The organism is Amycolatopsis mongoliensis (genome assembly GCF_030285665.1).
GTDB lineage: Bacteria > Actinomycetota > Actinomycetes > Mycobacteriales > Pseudonocardiaceae > Amycolatopsis > Amycolatopsis mongoliensis.
This window is the reverse complement of sequence record NZ_CP127295.1, coordinates 7,894,718-7,911,617: the sequence shown is the minus strand read 5'-3', so window position 1 is coordinate 7,911,617 and position 16,900 is coordinate 7,894,718. Positions and strand designations below refer to the sequence as shown.

The 16,900-nt window shown below is 72.0% G+C and carries 19 protein-coding genes; 5 read left to right on the top strand and 14 right to left on the bottom strand.

The genetic code is table 11. From position 1 onward, the window contains the following. Nucleotides 1-39 precede the first annotated feature (39 nt). Nucleotides 40-816 (top strand): SGNH/GDSL hydrolase family protein, encoded by a 777-nt coding sequence (locus QRX60_RS37930; protein WP_285996271.1) that lies wholly within the window; start codon nucleotides 40-42, stop codon nucleotides 814-816. On the opposite strand, the gene QRX60_RS37925 is transcribed toward QRX60_RS37930, so the two are convergent. The 6 genes from QRX60_RS37925 to QRX60_RS37900 form a co-directional block, all read right to left on the bottom strand. Then, entirely contained in the window at nucleotides 796-1,389 is a 594-nt protein-coding gene (locus QRX60_RS37925; RefSeq protein ID WP_285996270.1) for a TetR/AcrR family transcriptional regulator, read from the bottom strand. The two genes, QRX60_RS37930 and QRX60_RS37925, sit on opposite strands and share 21 nt — an antisense overlap. Before the next feature lies 1 nt (nucleotide 1,390). Continuing rightward, a complete protein-coding gene (locus QRX60_RS37920; RefSeq protein ID WP_285996269.1) occupies nucleotides 1,391-1,846 on the bottom strand; it encodes an SRPBCC family protein in 456 nt (151 codons plus the stop codon). Further along, nucleotides 1,843-2,163, bottom strand: coding sequence for a metalloregulator ArsR/SmtB family transcription factor (locus QRX60_RS37915; RefSeq protein WP_285996268.1), 321 nt, complete (start codon nucleotides 2,161-2,163; stop codon nucleotides 1,843-1,845). The genes QRX60_RS37920 and QRX60_RS37915 overlap by 4 nt, the downstream gene beginning before the upstream one ends. Next, nucleotides 2,163-2,549, bottom strand: a complete 387-nt coding sequence (locus QRX60_RS37910) for a VOC family protein (RefSeq protein WP_285996267.1) — start codon at nucleotides 2,547-2,549, stop codon at nucleotides 2,163-2,165. Before QRX60_RS37910 ends, QRX60_RS37915 begins: the two co-directional genes overlap by 1 nt. A 26-nt stretch (nucleotides 2,550-2,575) precedes the next feature. Beyond that, entirely contained in the window at nucleotides 2,576-4,099 is a 1,524-nt protein-coding gene (locus tag QRX60_RS37905; RefSeq protein WP_285996266.1) for an FAD-dependent monooxygenase, read from the bottom strand. Nucleotides 4,100-4,180: 81 nt separating this feature from the next. Then, complete coding sequence (locus QRX60_RS37900) at nucleotides 4,181-4,798, bottom strand: acyl-CoA-like ligand-binding transcription factor (protein ID WP_285996265.1); 618 nt, start codon at nucleotides 4,796-4,798, stop codon at nucleotides 4,181-4,183. Nucleotides 4,799-4,950: 152 nt separating this feature from the next. Here QRX60_RS37900 and QRX60_RS37895 point away from each other — a divergent pair, with 152 nt between their 5' ends. Continuing rightward, nucleotides 4,951-6,297 carry an MFS transporter gene (locus QRX60_RS37895; protein ID WP_285996264.1) on the top strand — a complete coding sequence of 449 codons (1,347 nt, stop codon included), beginning with the start codon at nucleotides 4,951-4,953 and terminating at the stop codon, nucleotides 6,295-6,297. Between the two features lie 79 nt (nucleotides 6,298-6,376). On the opposite strand, the gene QRX60_RS37890 is transcribed toward QRX60_RS37895, so the two are convergent. The 7 genes from QRX60_RS37890 to QRX60_RS37860 form a co-directional block, all read right to left on the bottom strand. After that, a complete protein-coding gene (locus tag QRX60_RS37890; RefSeq protein ID WP_286003783.1) occupies nucleotides 6,377-7,729 on the bottom strand; it encodes an SPFH domain-containing protein in 1,353 nt (450 codons plus the stop codon). 91 nt (nucleotides 7,730-7,820) lie between these two features. Further along, entirely contained in the window at nucleotides 7,821-8,309 is a 489-nt protein-coding gene (locus tag QRX60_RS37885; RefSeq protein ID WP_285996263.1) for an SPFH domain-containing protein, read from the bottom strand. Further along, nucleotides 8,306-8,740: an NfeD family protein gene (locus QRX60_RS37880; RefSeq protein WP_285996262.1), complete on the bottom strand. Its 435-nt coding sequence runs from the start codon at nucleotides 8,738-8,740 to the stop codon at nucleotides 8,306-8,308. Before QRX60_RS37880 ends, QRX60_RS37885 begins: the two co-directional genes overlap by 4 nt. 84 nt (nucleotides 8,741-8,824) lie before the next feature. Beyond that, the gene (locus QRX60_RS37875) at nucleotides 8,825-9,637 is read right to left on the bottom strand and encodes a DUF3097 domain-containing protein (protein ID WP_285996261.1); all 813 of its coding nucleotides are present in this window, start codon (nucleotides 9,635-9,637) and stop codon (nucleotides 8,825-8,827) included. 51 nt (nucleotides 9,638-9,688) lie between these two features. Beyond that, nucleotides 9,689-10,576, bottom strand: coding sequence for an aminoglycoside phosphotransferase family protein (locus QRX60_RS37870; protein ID WP_285996260.1), 888 nt, complete (start codon nucleotides 10,574-10,576; stop codon nucleotides 9,689-9,691). Next, complete coding sequence (locus QRX60_RS37865; RefSeq protein ID WP_285996259.1) at nucleotides 10,561-11,376, bottom strand: SCO1664 family protein; 816 nt, start codon at nucleotides 11,374-11,376, stop codon at nucleotides 10,561-10,563. Before QRX60_RS37865 ends, QRX60_RS37870 begins: the two co-directional genes overlap by 16 nt. Before the next feature lie 2 nt (nucleotides 11,377-11,378). Beyond that, nucleotides 11,379-11,954, bottom strand: a complete 576-nt coding sequence (locus QRX60_RS37860) for a DUF3090 family protein (RefSeq protein WP_285996258.1) — start codon at nucleotides 11,952-11,954, stop codon at nucleotides 11,379-11,381. A 76-nt stretch (nucleotides 11,955-12,030) separates the two neighbouring features. Between QRX60_RS37860 and QRX60_RS37855 the strand changes: the two genes are divergently transcribed. The 3 genes from QRX60_RS37855 to QRX60_RS37845 are packed head-to-tail and all read left to right on the top strand — an operon-like array spanning nucleotide 12,031 to nucleotide 15,253. Beyond that, complete coding sequence (locus QRX60_RS37855) at nucleotides 12,031-13,950, top strand: prolyl oligopeptidase family serine peptidase (RefSeq protein WP_285996257.1); 1,920 nt, start codon at nucleotides 12,031-12,033, stop codon at nucleotides 13,948-13,950. Next, entirely contained in the window at nucleotides 13,947-14,846 is a 900-nt protein-coding gene (locus QRX60_RS37850; protein WP_285996256.1) for a S66 peptidase family protein, read from the top strand. Before QRX60_RS37855 ends, QRX60_RS37850 begins: the two co-directional genes overlap by 4 nt. Beyond that, nucleotides 14,843-15,253, top strand: coding sequence for a TIGR03668 family PPOX class F420-dependent oxidoreductase (locus QRX60_RS37845; RefSeq protein WP_285996255.1), 411 nt, complete (start codon nucleotides 14,843-14,845; stop codon nucleotides 15,251-15,253). Before QRX60_RS37850 ends, QRX60_RS37845 begins: the two co-directional genes overlap by 4 nt. A gap of 69 nt (nucleotides 15,254-15,322) precedes the next feature. Here the strand turns inward: QRX60_RS37845 and mptB are convergent, their stop codons facing one another. Further along, nucleotides 15,323-16,858: a polyprenol phosphomannose-dependent alpha 1,6 mannosyltransferase MptB gene (gene mptB / locus QRX60_RS37840; RefSeq protein WP_285996254.1), complete on the bottom strand. Its 1,536-nt coding sequence runs from the start codon at nucleotides 16,856-16,858 to the stop codon at nucleotides 15,323-15,325. Between the last annotated feature and the right edge of the window lie 42 nt (nucleotides 16,859-16,900).

The window sequence follows — 16,900 nt, the reverse complement described above, 5'->3', positions numbered from 1 at the left end:
CGATGATCCTTCCGGGTGGCGCTTGCTTAGACTGCAGACATGAGCAAGCGCTTAGTGGCCATGGGGGACTCGTTCACCGAAGGCGTCGGGGACGACGATCCGGCCGCCCCGAACGGCGTGCGTGGGTGGGCCGACCGCGTCGCCGAGCAGCTCGCCGCGCGCGAGCCGGACTTCCGCTACGCCAACCTCGCCATCCGCGGCAAGCTGCTGCCGCAGGTGCTGGGCGAACAGCTCGAGCCGGGGCTCGCCCTGGACCCCGATCTCGTCTCCCTCTACGCCGGCGGCAACGACCTCATGCGGCCCAAGGTCGACATCGACGCGCTGCTGGTGGCCTACGAGACCGCGGTCGCGCGGATCCGGGCGACCGGCGCCCGGCTGATCCTGTTCACCGGGGTCGACGGCGTCGAGGACCCGCTGTTCCGCACCATCCGGGGCCGGGTGGCGATCTACAACGAGCTCGTGCGCGGCATCGCGGCCCGCCACGACGCGCTGCTGGTGGATCTCTGGTCGATGCGGCAGCTGTGCGACCGCCGGTTCTGGGCGCCGGACCGGCTGCACCTCAACGCGCTCGGGCACACCGAGGTCGCCATCGAGGTCCTGCGGGTCCTCGGTGTCGAACACCCGCTGACGAGCCCGGAACCGGCGCCGCGCGAAGTGCTGAGCCCCGCCGCGCGCCGCAGCCAGAACCTGCAGTGGGCTCGGGAACACGCGCTGCCGTGGGTGCGGCGCCGGGTGAAGGGCGAGTCGTCCGGGGACGCCATGGCCCCGAAGCGGCCGACGCTGGAGCCGTTCGGCTCAGCGTCGCTCCCCCGCTGACGGCCGGAGGCCGTCGAAGAGGATCGTCACGGCCCGCTCGCGCAGCCGCGTGTCCGGGCCGGCGTACTCGGCGGCCTTCGCCACGCCGATGATGATCGTGATCAGCTCACCCGGGACGAGGTCCTCGCGGACCGCGCCCGCGGCCTGGGCCCGGGACAGGAGCACCCCGAGCGCGTCGAGCAGCCGGGCGCCGATCTCGGACTTCGCCTTCGGCACGCTCACCCCGGCGGCGGTGAGCGCCTCGAAGTAGGCGTTCTTCGCGCTGGACATCTCGATCCAGCCGGCGAGGAAGGTGAAGAACGCGGCGCCCGGGTCCGCGGAGTCGGCCGCCACGACGGCTTCGGCCTCGTCGGCGAACCGGTGCAGGCGGGCGACCAGCACGGCCTCGAGGAGGGCTTCCTTCGTCGGGAAGTGCCGGAACACGGTGCCGATGCCGACCCCGGCCGCGCGGGCGACCTCTTCGGTGGGCGCCCCGGTGCCCTTGGCGGCGAACACGCTCTCGGCCGCTTCCAGCACGCGCGCCCGGTTGCGCCGGGCGTCGGCGCGCAGGGGTTTCGTCTCGGCGGGGGTCACCTCACGATCGTAACGGGGCGGTGTCCGGCAGTGCGTCCAGCAACCGGGCCAGTGCGCGCGGTACGTGGGAGCGCCAACCGCCGCCCATGATCCGCCGGGAGACGCGCTCGAACTCGTCGTCCGGGTCGAAGCCGGTGTGGCTGAGGAAGAGCCGGGTGCCGGTGCCCTCCGGTTCCAGCCGCCAGGTGACCGTCCACCGCGGACCCCAGCGGATGCTGAGCCTGCGTTCGGGCTCGACCTCCAGGACCTCACACGCCACCGGCCCGCCGGCGAACCCGGCCGCGGGCACCGGCTCGGCCAGCAGCCGGAACCGGTGTCCCACCACGGGTTTGATGTCGTTGGGCATGCCGATCCAGCGTTCCAGGAGGTCCGGCTCGGTCAGCGCGCGCCAGACCTTGCGGCCCGGGTGGGCGAGGAACTGGTCGACGTGGATCGCGGTCGGGTCGTCGCCGGTCACAGGTCCTCCTCCTCGTCGAGCAGGTCACGCAGGTTGGCGAGCTTGGTGCGCCAGAACCGCTCGTAGGGCGTGAGCCAGTCGGCGACCTCTTCGAGCGGGGCCGCGTCGAGACGGTAGACGCGGTTGCGGCCCTGCCGCTGCTCGGTGACCAGGCCCGCCTCCCGAAGCACCCGAAGGTGTTCCGACAGGCTGGGTCGGGCCATCTCGAACCGTTCGGCGATCGACCCCGCGGCCATCGGGCCGTCCAGCAGCAGCCGCAGGACCTCCCGCCGCGCCGGGCTGGCCAGCGCGGCGAAGACGTCGTCGTTGACCGGCATCAGTTCGGGACGTTGCCGAAGTCCGACGGCTGCAACAGGCCGAGCGTGTGGCCGTCGAGGTCCTTGAAGGACGTCGCACGCCCCCACGGCCGTTCCTCCGGCTCGGCCACCTCGACGCCGGCGGCCCGCAGCGCGGCGACGTCGGCGTCGAGGTCGGTGGTCTGCAGCTGGAAGTGCCGCGGACCCGGCTCGATCCCGGCGACCTGCTGGTCGGTCAGCACCACGCCCGTCTTCGCGCCCTTCGGAGCGACCATCACGAACCGGCCACCTTCGGGCGTGCGGCGGTCGACGAGCGCTTCGAAGCCGAGCTTGCCGACGTAGAAGTCCCGCGCGCGGGCGTGGTCGGCGACGGGCAGGGTCAGGAACTGCACGTGGGTGATCGTCATGCCTGCAACAATACGTAGGAGATATCCTACATGTCAACGGGGCTGCCGAACCACCGTTCGAGCGCCGACCGCAGCGCCTTCCGGTCGGTGTCGTCGGGCTCGGCGGCGCTGGTCGCCCAGGCGACGTAGCCGTCGGGGCGGACGAGCAACGCGGTCGCGTCCCCCTCCGCCCGGCCCGTGACGAGGTCGACGCGGTCGGTCCAGCCGTGCAGCTCGTCGTGCAGCGAGCCGGTGAAGTCCAGCAGCAGCGGCCGGCCGGTCCGGGTGAGCTCGGCGAGCCGCGTTCCGTCGTCCAGCACCAGGTCCGGGGCCCACCGGCCGTCGAGAGGGTGGTCGGTGCCCGGCTCGTACCGGACGTCCGCGCCGGACATCAGATCGGCGATGTGGGCGACGGCGTCCGGCAGCCGCAGCAGTTCGCCGAACAGCTTTCGCAGCGCCGTGACATCGGCGCCCGGCGAGATCAGCGCGGACTGGGCCTGGGTGTGCATGACGACGCGCTCGGCGACCGGGCGGCGTTCGCTCTCGTAGGTGTCGAGCAGGCCGGCCGGCGCCCAGCCGTGCAGCTCGGCGGCGAGCTTCCAGCCGAGGGCGACCGCATCCTGCAGGCCGAGGTTCAAGCCGGGCCCGCCGATCGCGGAGTGGACGTGCGCCGCGTCGCCGACCAGCAGCACCCGGCCGTCGCGGAACCGGTCGGCCAGCCGGGTGTTGCGGCCGCGCAGCCGCCGCAGCAGGTGCGGTCCCTCGCCCTCGGGCGGCCCGATCGGCAGGGCGAAGCCGAGCACTCGCGTGATGCTCGCGCGCTGGTCGTCGAGGGTCATCGGGGGCTCGTCGCTGCCTTCCTCGCCGTCCGTCCATTCCATCGTGGTGACGAGGGGGCCGGCGGGGAACGGCGCGTAGACGAAGAGCCCGGTTTCGGTGCGGTAGTGGAAGAACGGCGGGATCACGCCGTGCCCGGGCACGCTCAGCCCACCGGACTCGGCGTCCACGAACTCCGCGGGGACGGTGGCGTTCGCGGTGAGGGAAAGGGTGCGGTCCTCGGTGACGCCGGGGAAGCCGATGCCGGTCAGCTTGCGCGTGATGCTGCGGCCGCCGTCGGCGCCGACGAGGTACCGGGTGGTGAGCCGGCCCGGTCCGGCCGGGCCGGTGAAGTCGATGGTGACGGCGTCGGCGTCCTGGGTCAGGCCGGTGAGCTCGTGGCCGCGGCGGATCTCGACACCGAGTTCCGCCGCGCGGTCGGCGAGCATCGCCGCGACGCGCCGCTGCGGCACGCCGAGGATGTTCAGCGTGTTGTGGCCGGGAAGGGTCAGGTCGAGGCGCATCCCCCCGAAGACGAACGCGGGGGCCGGCGGGCCGATCGGGCCGGCCAGGCGGTCGTGCAGCCCGCGGCGGTCGAGGAGCCGGACGACTTGCCCGACCAGGCCGTTCGCGCGGTTCTCCTCGGTCGGCTCGGGCAGCCGCTCCAGCACCAGCGGGCGGATGCCGGCGAGGGCGAGTTCGCAGGCGAGCATCAGGCCGTTGGGCCCGGCGCCCGCGATGACGACGTCTTCCATGGCAGGAACTCCTTGGCGTGAAAGGGAAAAGGGCATGACGAACCAGCCCGGCGCCCCCGGCCGGGCATGGGTGGAGCGGGGTCAGCGCGGTTCGGGCAGACCGGCGGCGAGCCGGCCGAAGACGTCCCGCAGCAGGTCTTCCATCGACTGCGGACGGTCGGCCAGGAGCCACTGCCGCATGACGGTGTTGAGCGCGGCACCGACGACGCCCGCGACGAGCCGCGGGTAGACGTCCGTGGCCGCGTCGGTGCCGGTGCGTTCGGCGACGACGAGCGCGATCTCGGTTTCGGCCGCCGCGCCCGCCTTCTGGGACTCGCCCTGCAGAGCGGGTTCCGCGACCATCAGCCGCAGGCCTTCGACCCACGACGGCTCCGGCGGCCGCCCTTCGGTCACCGGCTCGCCGAGGGCGAACCCGGCCAGCGCGGCCTCGGCGATGGCCGTCCAGATCGGCTCGCCCGCCGGGCGCTGCCGCAGCGCCTCGGCGATCGCGCGGGCCCGGTCGTGGTGACGGGCGACGATGGCTTCGCCCTTGCTGCCGAAGTAGTTGCTGAACGTCCGGGTGGAGACCCCGGCTTCGGCGGCGATGTCTTCGACCCGGACGTTGTCGTAGCCGCGTTCCACCGTGAGCCGGATAGCCGCCCAGCTCAGCGCGATGCGCGTCTCGTGCTTCTTGCGCTCACGCAGTCCTTTGGCGTCCATGAGACCACCGTAGCGGAACTTGCCGAATCTGCAAAGTTGCAGATTCGGCACTTTGTTCATCACCGACCGGACGAGATGCCGGCCATCGATCGCCGAAACCGTCGACGGGCGTCACACTGTTGTGTGACATCGGTCACCGGAGGTGTTGCGAGATGGTGTTGGGCGACAACAGCGTCACTCACAAGGCGGAACCGGACAGCAAGTCCGGGAAGGTGCAAGTACGGCGTGCGGCGCTGGCGAGCGCGATCGGCACGACCATCGAGTGGTACGACTTCTTCCTCTACAACACCGCGGCGGCGCTGGTCTTCCCGCACCTGTTCTTCCCCGCGTCGAGCGCCTACGCGGGGGCGATGCAGTCCTTCGCGACCTACGCGGTGGGCTTCGCCGCCCGCCCGGTCGGCGCCGCGATCTTCGGGCACTGGGGCGACCGGATCGGCCGCAAGGCCACGTTGATCGTCACGCTGCTGCTGATGGGCATCTCCTCCGGCGTCGTCGGGATGCTGCCCGGGACGGCGGCGATCGGGTTCGCCGCGCCGCTGATCCTGGTGCTGCTGCGGCTGGTCCAGGGCATCGCCATCGGCGGTGAGTGGAGCGGCTCGGTCCTGCTCGCGATGGAGTGGGGCGACCAGCGCAAACGCGGGCTGCTGGGCAGTTTCGCGCAGATCGGCGTCCCGGTCGGGCTGGTGCTGGGCACGGGCGGCATGACGCTGCTGTCGGCGATCCTGTCCCCCGCCGCGTTCGACTCCTGGGGCTGGCGGCTGCCGTTCCTGGCCAGCCTGATCCTGGTCGCGGTCGGCCTGGTGATCCGGCTGAAGATCCTCGAGACGCCGATGTTCGCGAAGCTGATCGAGAGCCGGCAGACCGCGCGGACGCCGGTGCTCGACGCGATCCGCCACCACTGGCGCGAGATCCTGCTCTCGTCCGGGGTGCGCTTCAGCGAGCAGATGCCGTTCTACCTGTTCACCAGCTACGTGCTGATCTACGTCGTGTCGCGGCACGAGTTCAGCAAGACGTTCGTGCTCAACGCGGTCCTCGTCGGCGCCGCGTGCGAGCTGGCGTTGATCCCGTTCTTCTCCACGCTGTCCGACCGGATCGGCCGCAAACGGGTGTACCTCGCCGGGGCGGTGTTCACCGGCGTGATCGCCTTCCCGTACTTCACGATCCTGGCGCACGGCAACCACGCGCTGGTGTTCGTCGCGGTCGTCGTGTCGTTCATCCCGCACGCGCTGCAGTACGGCCCGCAGGCGGCGTTGATCGGCGAGAGCTTCCCGACGCACCTGCGATACGGCGGAGCGGGGCTGGGCTACCAGCTGGCCTCGGTGTTCGCGGGCGGGCCGGCGCCGCTGCTGGCGACGTGGCTGCTGCACGCGACCGGGACGCCGTACTCGATTTCGGGCTACATCATCCTGTCGGCGGTGGTCACCGTCGTGTGCGTGACCTTGCTGAAGGACCGCTCGAAGGCCGACATCGACGACGTCACCGTGTACCAGCGCACCTGAGGCGAAACGCCGTGAAGGCCTCCTTACCGGCCATAAGAGCCGGTAAGGAGGCCTTCACGGACCAACGCGGAAAGCAGGGTCAGCGGCGCGGGCCCTGGGGGCCGCCGAACGGGGGCTGCTGCGGGAACGGCCCGCTGCCCGGGTTCTGCGGTCCGCCGAACTGACCCGGCGGCGGGGACTGCGGCGGCTGGCCCTGGTACTGGCCGCCCGGGGGCGGCCCGGCCGGGGACTGCGGCTGCGGCAGCGGCTGGCCGCTCTGCGGCGTCGGCGGCTGCTGCGGCGCCGGCGTGACCTCGGTGCCCCGCTCCTCGTCCGCCGGCTCCACCTCGGGCAGCTGCACCTGCTGCTGGACCGGACGCGGGATCGCCGGTCGCGCGGGCGGCGCCGAGGGGGTGCCGAGGGCCGGGACCTCCTGGCGTGCCACGGCTTCCGCGGCCGCGACGGCCTCGGCGACCTTCGGGTCGCTCTTCGTCTCGAACCAGCTGGCGACCTCTTCGTCCTCGAGCTCGGGCTTGTCCGGGACGTCGTCGTCCTTCGGCGGCTCGTAGCGGAAGACGCCGTCGTCGCCAGGGGCGCCGAGCGCGCGGGCGAAGCCTTCGAGGGCCTTGCCGTAGTCGCTCGGGATCATCCAGACCTTGTTCGCGTCGCCCTGCGCCATCTGCGGCAGCGTCTGCAGGTACTGGTAGGCCAGCACCTCCGGCGTCGGGCGGCCGGCCTTGATCGCGGCGAACACCTTCTCGATCGCCTTCGCCTGGCCCTGCGCCTGCAGGTACCGCGCGGCGCGCTCACCCTGCGCCCGCAGGATGCGGGACTGCCGCTCCGCCTCGGCGGCGAGGATGGTGGCCTGGCGGGCACCTTCGGCGGAGAGGATCTGGCTCTGCTTCTGGCCTTCCGCGGTCTTGATCGCGGACTCCCGCTGACCCTCGGCGGTCAGGATCATGGCGCGCTTCTCACGGTCGGCGCGCATCTGCTTCTCCATCGAGTCCTGGATGGAGGGCGGCGGGTCGATCGCCTTGAGCTCGACGCGGCCGACGCGGATGCCCCAGCGGCCGGTCGCCTCGTCGAGCACGCCGCGCAGCTGCGTGTTGATCGAGTCGCGCGAGGTCAGTGTCTGCTCGAGGCTCATGCCACCGACCACGTTGCGCAGGGTGGTGGTGGTCAGCTGCTCGACACCGACGATGTAGTTCGAGATCTCGTAGACCGCGGCGCGGGAGTCGGTGACCTGGAAGTACACGACGGTGTCGATCGACACCGTCAGGTTGTCCTCGGTGATGACCGGCTGCGGCGGGAACGAGACGACCTGCTCGCGCAGGTCGATCCGGGCACGCACCTTGTCCAGGAACGGCACCAGGAAGGTCAGGCCCGGCGACGCCACCGTGCGGAACCGGCCCAGCCGCTCGATCACCGCCGACTGCGCCTGCGGCACGACCATGATCGCCTTGGCTACCGTGATGATCACGAAGAGAGCCAGTAAGACGACCACGACGATCGCTACTGTGGTGGTCAAGAGATCTTCCCCTTACCTAGTACCATTCTTGCGCGGTTGACGGTGTTCCGGGCGCCTCGGGCGGGCTCACCGCGAGCTTCAGCTCCTTCGCGGCGACGCCCCAGCGGCCGGTGGTGTCGTGCAGGACCGTCCACACTGTACGGTGCAGGTCCCCCGGTGCGGTGACGGCGCGCTCGGCCGTGGTCAGGCTCGCTTCCTGCCGCAGCGCCGTGGTGGTCAGCTGTTCGATCGCGATCGCCGGGTTGGCGATTTCGTAGGTCGCCAGCTTCGGGTCGGTGACGGCGAAGACGACTTCGAATCCGATGTGGACTTCCCGTCCGTCGCCGGCCTCGATGACCCGGGGTGGTGCGGACAGGATCTGGTCGCCGAGGTCGACGCGCGCCCGGACGGTGTCGGCGAACGGCATCACGAAGTGCCGGCCGGGGCCGAGCACGGCTCGGAACCGCCCGCCGCGTTCGATCACCGCGGCCCGGCCTTCGGGGACGACGACGAGCCCCAGGCTCACGGCTCGGCCGACACGACGGCGGTGGCACCCGAGATCTCGACGACCGTGACGGACGTGCCGGGCTTGATCGGCTCGTGGTGCTCCGAGAGGCTGCGCGCGGACCAGACGTCGCCGGCCAGCTTCACCTGCCCGGACTCGAAGTCCACTGTGGACAAGACAACGGCGCGGGCGCCGATGAGGGCCTCGGTGCCGGTGCGGTGGCCGGTGCCGGCGAGGAAGCGCCGCTTCAGCGCGGGCCGGACCAGCACGAGCATCCCGACCGAGGCGACGGCGAACACGGCGACGTCGATGAAGAGGTTCCCGGTGAGCACGTCGGCTCCGGCGCCGAACAGCGCGCCGACGCCCAGCATGATCAGCACGAAGTCGCCGGAGACGACTTCCGCGATCATCAGGGCGATGCCGACGATCAACCAGACCACTGCCCATGCCATGGCTCAATGCTCTCAGATCGCGCCGGTTCGCACCGGTGCAGTGACTCGACGTGACCTACGCGTAACCTTGGGCAAATCGGACATTCAGCCCTCTTCCGTCGGTTCGGTGACGAAGTCGATGAGCCGTTCCACGGCCCCGATGAGCGGGGTCTCGAGGTCGCGGAAACTGCTCACCCCGCTCAGGACACGTTGCCAGCCTTCGAAAGGTTGCCCCCAGCCCAGCGCGTCGCAGATCCCCTGCTTCCACTCGGTGCCGCGCGGGATCTTCGGCCACGCCTCGATCCCGACCGCCCCGGGCCGCACGGCCTCCCAGACGTCGATGTACGGGTGCCCGGTGACCAGCACGTTCTCGTCGCGGACGCCCTCGACGAGCCGGGACTCCTTGCTGCCGGGCACGAGGTGGTCGACGAGCACGCCGAGGCGGCGGCCGGGTCCGGTGCCGAACTCGGCGATCCGGTCGGCCAGCACGTCGACGCCGTCCAGCGGCTCCACGACGACGCCTTCGACGCGCAGGTCGTGACCCCAGACGCGTTCGACCAGCTCGGCGTCGTGCTTGCCCTCGACCCAGATGCGCGAGTCGCGGGCGACGCGGGCCTGCAGGCCCTGCACCTTCACCGAGCCGGACGCGGAGACCTGCTTGACCGGCGCCTTCACCGCCTTGACCGGCACCAGCGTGACCGGTTTGCCTTCGAGCAGGAAGCCGGCGGGGGCGAGCGGGAACACGCGGTGGCGGCCCTTGGCGTCCTCGAGCACGACGTTCCCGTACTCGATCTTCACCACCGCACCGCAGTAGCCGCTGGCCGGGTCTTCGACCACGAGACCGGGCTCGGCGGGGACCTCCGGCACCTTCTTGCGGCGCGGGCCGGCGAGCACGTCGTCATAGGAATGGGAGCGCACGACCAGCGAAGGTAGTGGGCGCGGCGACCCGGGTGGGTGACGCCACGCCGGTCAGCGCGCCAACTCCAGGACGGCGTCGGTGAACGGCGTCGGTTCACCGCGGCGCAGCGGCGACAGCGCGACCAGCGGGGCCATCGCGACGCACCAGGCGCGGACGCGCTCGGCGTCGAAGTCCGCCACGTGCGGGCCGAGAGCCTCGAGCCCGTCGTCGATGGTGCCGCCCTCGGCGACGGGGACGAACATCCAGTCGACGGCGTCGAGTGCCGGGTCGCCGAAGCCGGCGCGCGGGTCGATGGCCACGATGCCGCGGCCCGGTCCGGCGTCGAGGACGTTGGCCGGGTGCAGGTCGCCGTGCAGGAGCGCGGTCGGTCCGCTGGTGGCGAGCGCCATGGCCCGTTCGCGGCCCTTCGCCAGGACCTCGGCGCTCAGGTGCGCGGCGGCCCGGGACTCGCGGCGGCGGCGTTCGGAGAGGGTGAAGATGAAGTCGATGCCCGTCGCCAGCTGACCGAAGGGACCGGTGGGCTCGACGGAGTGCAGCTGGTCGAGCAGGTCGCCGACCTCGGCCCACGGGACTTCGCGGTCGGTGAGCTGTGTGCCCGGGACCAGGCCTTCGAGCAGGATCGCGTTCGCGTCGAGGTCGGTGTCGAGGACGTCGACCACGCGGGAGCAGCCGGCCCAGGCTTCGAGCGCGGCCGCTTCGGACCGCGCGACGGTGGCGTCGGGGGTGAGCTTGAGGACCCGCGGCTCACCGCCGGGACCGGCGCACAGCAGCGTGCGGCCGGTGTTGCCGGGCCGGGCCTCGCGGACCTCGAGATCCCACTTGGCCGTCAGGCGGGCGACCAGCTCCGGGAGGGCGTCACACCAGGGTTCGGCCAGTTCCGCGCCGAAGCGGTCGATCAGCCGCGCGCGGGCGGCGGGGTCGATCAGAACAGGGGCCACGGGATGGCACGCCAGTCGTCGCCGGGTTCCGGGAAGATGCCTTCGGTCAGCAGCAGGTCGGTGCGTTCGGCGAGAGCCCGGATCTCGAACCTGGTGATGTGCTCGGCGAGGGTCTTGCCGAGGCCGCCGTCGATCTCCGAACGCAGCTTGCGCAGCTTCTCGACGGTGTCCGGCGGCACCGGCTCGCCGATCCAGCCCCACAGGACGGTCCGCAGCTTCGGGTCGGTGTGCAGGCAGATGCCGTGGTCGACGCCGTAGACGCGGCCGTCGAGGCCGGGCAGCAGGTGCCCGCCCTTGCGGTCGGTGTTGTTGACGACGATGTCGAGCACCGCGAGGTCACGCAGCCCGGGGTGGTCGGCGTGGGCCAGCACCGCGGGTTCGCCGAGCCGGTCGTGGGCGTGCAGCACGACGCGCCAGTCTTCAGGGAGGTCTTCGGGGGCGCGGACTTCGACGAGGTCGTCCTCGGTCGTCTCGATCCACAGCTGGACCATACCGGGGCCGAACGGCCCGTCGCGCAGCACGGTCGGCGGGATCGCGCCGATGCCGGCCGCCTCGCTGATGATGGCGGTCGCGACTTCGCGCCCGGCGAGGGTGCCGTCGGGGAAGTCCCACAGCGGCCGCTCCCCCGACACCGGCTTGTACACGACGCGGCCGGTGACGCCGTCGAGCTCGATGGCGCAGAAGAGCGTGACGTTGGAGGCGTCGACGAGCCGTCCCTCGACGTCGATGCGGCCGTGCGTGACGAGCTCCCGGGACGCCGGGTCGGCCGGATCCGGCTGTTCCGCCGGCGTGTCGGCCATGGTCAGTCTTCGTCCGCGTCGGTTTCGCGCCGGTAGCCGTTCTGCCGGGGGCAGATGTGCCCGGTCGGGTCGAGCGGCTCCCCGCACAGCGGGCACGGCTTGCGCCCGGCGTTGACGACGCGGTCGGCCCGCTCGGCGAAGGCGCGGGCGGCGGCCGGGGTGAGGAACACGCGGACGGCGTCCGGGCCCTCCTCGGTGTCGTCGAGCACGACCGTCTCGTCGACTTCGCCCTCGGTGATGGCGAGCAGCTCGATGACGACGGCGCTGCTGTCGGCGTCCCAGCCGAGGCCCATGGTGCCGACGCGGAACTCCTCCTCGACCGGCACGGTGAGGGGGTCGACGTCGAGGAGGTCGTCGGGGACGTCGTCGGGCACGTCGGCACCGAAGCGGCTGGCGACTTCCTCGAGCAGGGAGCTGAGGCGCTCCGCGAGGACGACGACCTGCTGTTTTTCGATGGTGACGCTGATGGTGCGCACGTCCTCGGACGCCTGGAGGTAGAACGTGCGGTCGCCGGGCTCGCCGACGGTGCCGGCGACGAACCGATCCGGCTGGCGGAAGACGTGGATTACGCGAGACATAGCACTGACGACCCTAGGCCACGGGCGCATGATCGGCATCCGCCGCCCCACCTTCGCGGGCCGCTAGCCTCTGGGGGTGTCTCGGATCTCCCCGTACGGAACCTGGTCCTCGCCCATCACCGCCGCCGAGGTGGCCGCCGCCGGTGGCGGCCCGCAGTGGCTCGACGTCGTCGGGGACGAGGTGTGGTGGGCCGAGGCGCGGCCCGGTGAGCAGGGACGGGTCGCCCTGGTGCGGGCGGTGCCGGGCGGCACGGAGGACGTGCTGCCGGCGCCGTGGAACGTCCGCAACCGGCTGCACGAGTACGGCGGGCGGCCGTGGGCCGTCGCCGACGGTGTGGTCGTGTTCACGCACTGGGCCGATCAGCGCGTTTACGCGGTGAGCGAAACCGGAGTCGTGCCGCTCACACCGGCGCCCGCGGAGCCCCAGAGCGTCCGGTACGGCGACCTGCGGGCCGGGCCGCCCGGCGAGGTGTTCGTGGTGCGCGAACGCAGTGTCGGCCCGCGCCCCACCGACGTCGAGCGCGAGCTGGTGGCGATCGCTCTCGGCGACGGCTCGGAGCGGGTGCTGGCCGCGAGCCACCACTTCCTGACCGTGCCGAAGCTGTCGCCGGACGGGCGGCACGCGGCGTGGTTCGGCTGGGACCACCCGGCGATGCCGTGGGACGGGACCGAGCTGTGCGTGGCCGAGGTGGCCGGCGACGGGTCGTTCGGGCCGCACCGGGTGCTGGCCGGCGGTACCGGCGTCTCGGTGTGCCAGGTCGAGTGGGAGACGCCGGAGACGCTGCTGGCGCTGCTCGACCCGGACGGCTGGTGGAACCTGCACCGGGCCGGGCTCGACGGGTCGCTGACGAACCTCGCGCCGGTCGAGCGGGAGCTGGGCGGGCCGCTGTGGAAAGCGGGTTCGCGGTGGTTCGTCCCGCTCGGCGGCGGGCGGCACGCGGTGCTGGTGTCGGGCCGGCTGGCCGTGCTCGACGAGGCGGACGGCTCGGTGACGCCGGTGGCCGGGGAGCTGACGGCGTGGTCTTCGACGGGGCTCGCGGCCTTCCGTGGCGGGGTCGCCGGGGTCGCGGGCGGCCCGGTCCGCGAAGCCGCGGTCGTGCACGTCTCCCTCGAGGGCGGGGTGATTGACCTGACGCCCCAGCCGGATTTGCCGTCGGCGTTCCTGCCGGTGCCGGAGGAGCGGGTGTTCACGACGGCGGCGGGCGAAACGGTGCCGGTGGTGCTGTACCGGCCGGCGAACCCGGACTTCGAGGCCCCTGAGGGTGAGCTGCCGCCGCTGGTGGTGCACGTCCACGGCGGGCCGACCGGGCAGTACCTGCCGATGCTCGATCTGGAGCTGGCGTACTTCAGCAGCCGGGGCATCGCGGTGGCGGCGGTGAACTACGGCGGGTCGACCGGCTTCGGGCGGGCCTATCGGGAGCGGCTGCGCGAGCAGTGGGGCGTGGTGGACGTCGCGGACTGCGTCGCGGTGGCCGAGGCGCTGGTGGCGGCCGGGCTGGCCGACGGCGAGCGGCTGGCGATCCGCGGCGGCAGCGCGGGCGGGTTCACCGCGGCGGCGTCGCTGACCACCACGAAGACCTACCGGGCGGGCACGGTGATGTACCCGGTGCTCGACCTGGCCGGGTGGACCGGCTCCGAAGGCGACACGCACGACTTCGAGTCGCGGTACCTGGACGGGCTGGTCGGCCCGCTGCCGGAGACGCGGCAGCGCTACGTCGAACGTTCGCCGCTGGCCAACGCCGCGACGCTGGCCGGGCCGGTGCTGTTCCAGCAGGGACTGGAGGACCGGATCTGCCCGCCGGAGCAGGCCGACCGGTTCGTGGCGGGGCTCGCCGGGCGCGGGATCCCTTACGCGTACCAGCGGTTCCCCGGGGAGCAGCACGGGTTCCGGCAGGCCGCGACGATCGTGGCGGCGCTGGAGGCGGAGCTGTCGTTCTACGGCCAGGTGCTCGGGTTCGAGACGCCGGGCGTGGCGCGGCTGGAGCTGTCGCGGTGAGGCCGCCGCGCCTGCGGGCGGGTGACACGGTCGCGCTGGTGGCACCGGCCGGGCCGGTGCCGGCGGACCTGCTGGAGAAGGCGGTGCCGGTGCTGCGCGGCTGGGGTGTCGAGCTGCGGATCGGCCAGTGTGTGCGTGCCGAGCCGGGGTCGCCGCCGTACCTGTCCGGTTCGGACGCCGCGCGGGCGGCGGAGTTCACGGAAGCCTGGCTCGATCCGGGCGTGCGGTGCGTGCTGGCGGCGCGGGGCGGCTACGGGGTGCAGCGGATGCTGGACCTGGTGGACTGGGCCGCGTTGCGGGAGGCGGGGCCGAAGGTCCTGGCCGGCTCTTCGGACATCACGGCGTTGCACCGCGCGGTGAACGTCCACTTGGGACTGTCCAGTTTGTTCTCCCCGATGCCGGCGAGCGTGCTGTTCGACGACTTCGCGGTGGAGCACCTGCGGCGTTCGCTGTTCGACCCCGAGCGGAACCTGGTGGTGCGCGGCGGTTCGGCGCTGGTGCCGGGCCGGGCTTCGGGGACGTTGACCGGCGGGAACCTGTCGCTGCTGGCGGCGGGGCTCGGGACGCCGGAGCAGGGTTCGGCGCGGGACGCGGTGGTGCTGCTGGAGGACGTCACGGAGAGCGTGTACCGGCTGGACCGGATGCTGACGCAGCTGCTGCGCAGCGGCTGGTTCGACGGGGTGCGCGGGATCGTCCTGGGTTCGTGGGCAGCGTGCGGCGACCCGGCGCAGGTGCGCGCGCTGGTGCTGGAGCGGCTGGGTCCGCTGGGCGTGCCGATGGTGACGGAGTTCGGGTTCGGGCACGTGGCGTCGTCGCCGACGTTGCCGCTGGGCGTGCCGGTGACCTTGGACGCGGACCTGGGGACGTTGACGTTCGACTCCCCCGCGCTGACGTGAAGCTCTCGGCCTCGGAAGCCCGCGCCCGGTTCGCTGCGGCGCGGGTGGCCCGGTTGGCGACGGCGTCGGCTTCCGGGGTGCCGCACCTGGTCCCGGTGACGTTCGCGGTGAGCGGTGACGAGGTGGTGTTCGCGGTGGACCACAAGCCGAAGTCGTCGACAGCGTTGCGGCGGCTGGCGAACATCGAGTCGAACCCGGCGGTGTGCTTCCTGGCGGACGGGTACTCCGAGGACTGGACACGGCTGTGGTGGGCCCGCGCGGACGGTTCCGCGCGGGTGCTGCCGCCGGGTGCCGAGCCGGTGTCGTGGCTGGTGGCGAAGTACGAGCAGTACGCGCTGCGCCCACCGGAGCACGCGGTGGTGGTGACGGAAGTCCGCACCTGGAGCGGCTGGGCCGGCTCAGCCTGAAGCCGTGAATGGCACATTGAGGGACTTAGAGTCCCTCAATGTGCCATTCACGGACTTGGGGTAAATGCGCTAGTCGCGGAGGAACTTCTCCGGGCGGCGCCAGGCGTCGATCAGGCCCAGCGGGTCCGGGCGCAGCAGCGAAGCCGCCGAGTACAGGCTCGCGACCACCACCAGCGCGATGAACCACCAGTCGTAGAGGGCCTGCTCGCCCGTCGGGTAGTAGACCAGCGTCACGAACACCGACACCGCCACCACCAGCGCCAGGTGCCGCGGCTGCCACTTGAACGCCGACAGGAGCACGAAACCCCAGGTCAGGTACCACGGGAGGGTCGGCGGCATGAGGATCGCCACCGCGAGCAGCGAGATGCCCGCCCGGTAGACCGCCTCCGTGCCGCCGCCGCGGCCGAGCCACCACTGGCGGATGCCGAAGCCGATCAGCAGGAGCATGCCCGCCGCGCGGGCGACCGTCACGAACGGCGAGACCTGGACGTCCACGATCAGGTGGACCAGGTTGTAGAACACCTCGCCGATGCCGGTGGGGATGTTCAGCCAGTTCGCGATGAGCTGCGGGGCCTTGAGCCCGGACCACCAGCCGAGGTTGAGCGAGCCAAGCGAGATCCACGTGCCGGCGACGAACACCGGGAGGAACAGCCCGACCGACGCGGCGCCGGCGCGCAGGAAGTTGCGGACCTTCGACTCGCCGGTCATGTGGTTGGCCCAGATCCACACCAGGAACGGCAGCGCGATCGCCGCGGTGGGCTTGATCAGCATGCCGATCGTGACCAGCACGACCGCGACGACGTGCTTGCGCTCCAGGGCGGCGAGGACGCCGATGGTGAGGAACGCGAGCATCATCAGGTCGTTGTGCGGGCCGCCGAAGAGGTGGATCACCATCATCGGGCTGGCCACCGCGAGCCACAGCGCGACCGGGAGCTTGCCCCCGAGGTGCTTGACCAGCCGCGGCAGCGCCCACAGCGTCCCGGCCAGGCCGGCGAGCAGCACGACGCGCATCAGGATGACGCCGAGGATCATGTTGTCGCCGGTGGTGGCGACGACGCCCTTCGAGATCAGCAGGAACAGCGGCCCGTACGGGGCGGGCGTGGTCTGCCAGAGCGGGTGGACGTTCTGCACCACGTTCGGCAGCACGTCCAGCTCGGCGGGCCCGTTGGCGTACGGGTCGAGGCCGTAGAGCAGCTGGGCGCCCTGGCCGAGGTAGGAGAAGACGTCGCGGGTGAACAGCGGCGGCGAGATGAGCAGCGGCGCCATCCAGCAGCCGGCGGCGACCAGGATCGGGCGGCTGCCGACCCGGCCGAGCAGCACGTAGCGGCCGAGCCGGACCCACGCCCACACCACGAGGCCGAAACCGGTGTAGAGGACGGCGTTGGCGAGCATGCGCCCGTGGCCGTAGCGGATCCACGAGAGCGGGCCGTGCCCCAGCACGGGGTCCTTGATCAGGATGCCGCCGGCGCCGAAGGCGGCGAGCATGAGCAGCGTGCTGCCGACCGTGCCCATCGCGATCGTGCGGTACGGGAACCGCGAGGGCGTGAGGAGACGCTCGGCCAGCGTGGCCGAGGGCGTCTGTGCGGGGTCGGTGGTGGTCGCCATTTCCGTTCGGAGGTTACACACTGCGCTCGAGCGGCTTTCCCG

Excerpts from the sequence above, each read along its gene's own strand:
- QRX60_RS37860 (WP_285996258.1), bottom strand. The coding sequence starts at position 11,954 with ATGTCTCGCGTAATCCACGTCTTCCGCCAGCCGGATCGGTTCGTCGCC.
- QRX60_RS37880 (WP_285996262.1), bottom strand. The coding sequence starts at position 8,740 with ATGGCATGGGCAGTGGTCTGGTTGATCGTCGGCATCGCCCTGATGATC.
- mptB (WP_285996254.1), bottom strand. The coding sequence starts at position 16,858 with ATGGCGACCACCACCGACCCCGCACAGACGCCCTCGGCCACGCTGGCC.
- QRX60_RS37895 (WP_285996264.1), top strand. The coding sequence starts at position 4,951 with ATGGTGTTGGGCGACAACAGCGTCACTCACAAGGCGGAACCGGACAGC.
- QRX60_RS37865 (WP_285996259.1), bottom strand. The coding sequence starts at position 11,376 with ATGGCCGACACGCCGGCGGAACAGCCGGATCCGGCCGACCCGGCGTCC.
- QRX60_RS37900 (WP_285996265.1), bottom strand. The coding sequence starts at position 4,798 with ATGGACGCCAAAGGACTGCGTGAGCGCAAGAAGCACGAGACGCGCATC.
- QRX60_RS37905 (WP_285996266.1), bottom strand. The coding sequence starts at position 4,099 with ATGGAAGACGTCGTCATCGCGGGCGCCGGGCCCAACGGCCTGATGCTC.
- QRX60_RS37930 (WP_285996271.1), top strand. The coding sequence starts at position 40 with ATGAGCAAGCGCTTAGTGGCCATGGGGGACTCGTTCACCGAAGGCGTC.
- QRX60_RS37890 (WP_286003783.1), bottom strand. The coding sequence starts at position 7,729 with ATGGTCGTGCCGCAGGCGCAGTCGGCGGTGATCGAGCGGCTGGGCCGG.
- QRX60_RS37915 (WP_285996268.1), bottom strand. The coding sequence starts at position 2,163 with ATGCCGGTCAACGACGACGTCTTCGCCGCGCTGGCCAGCCCGGCGCGG.
- QRX60_RS37910 (WP_285996267.1), bottom strand. The coding sequence starts at position 2,549 with ATGACGATCACCCACGTGCAGTTCCTGACCCTGCCCGTCGCCGACCAC.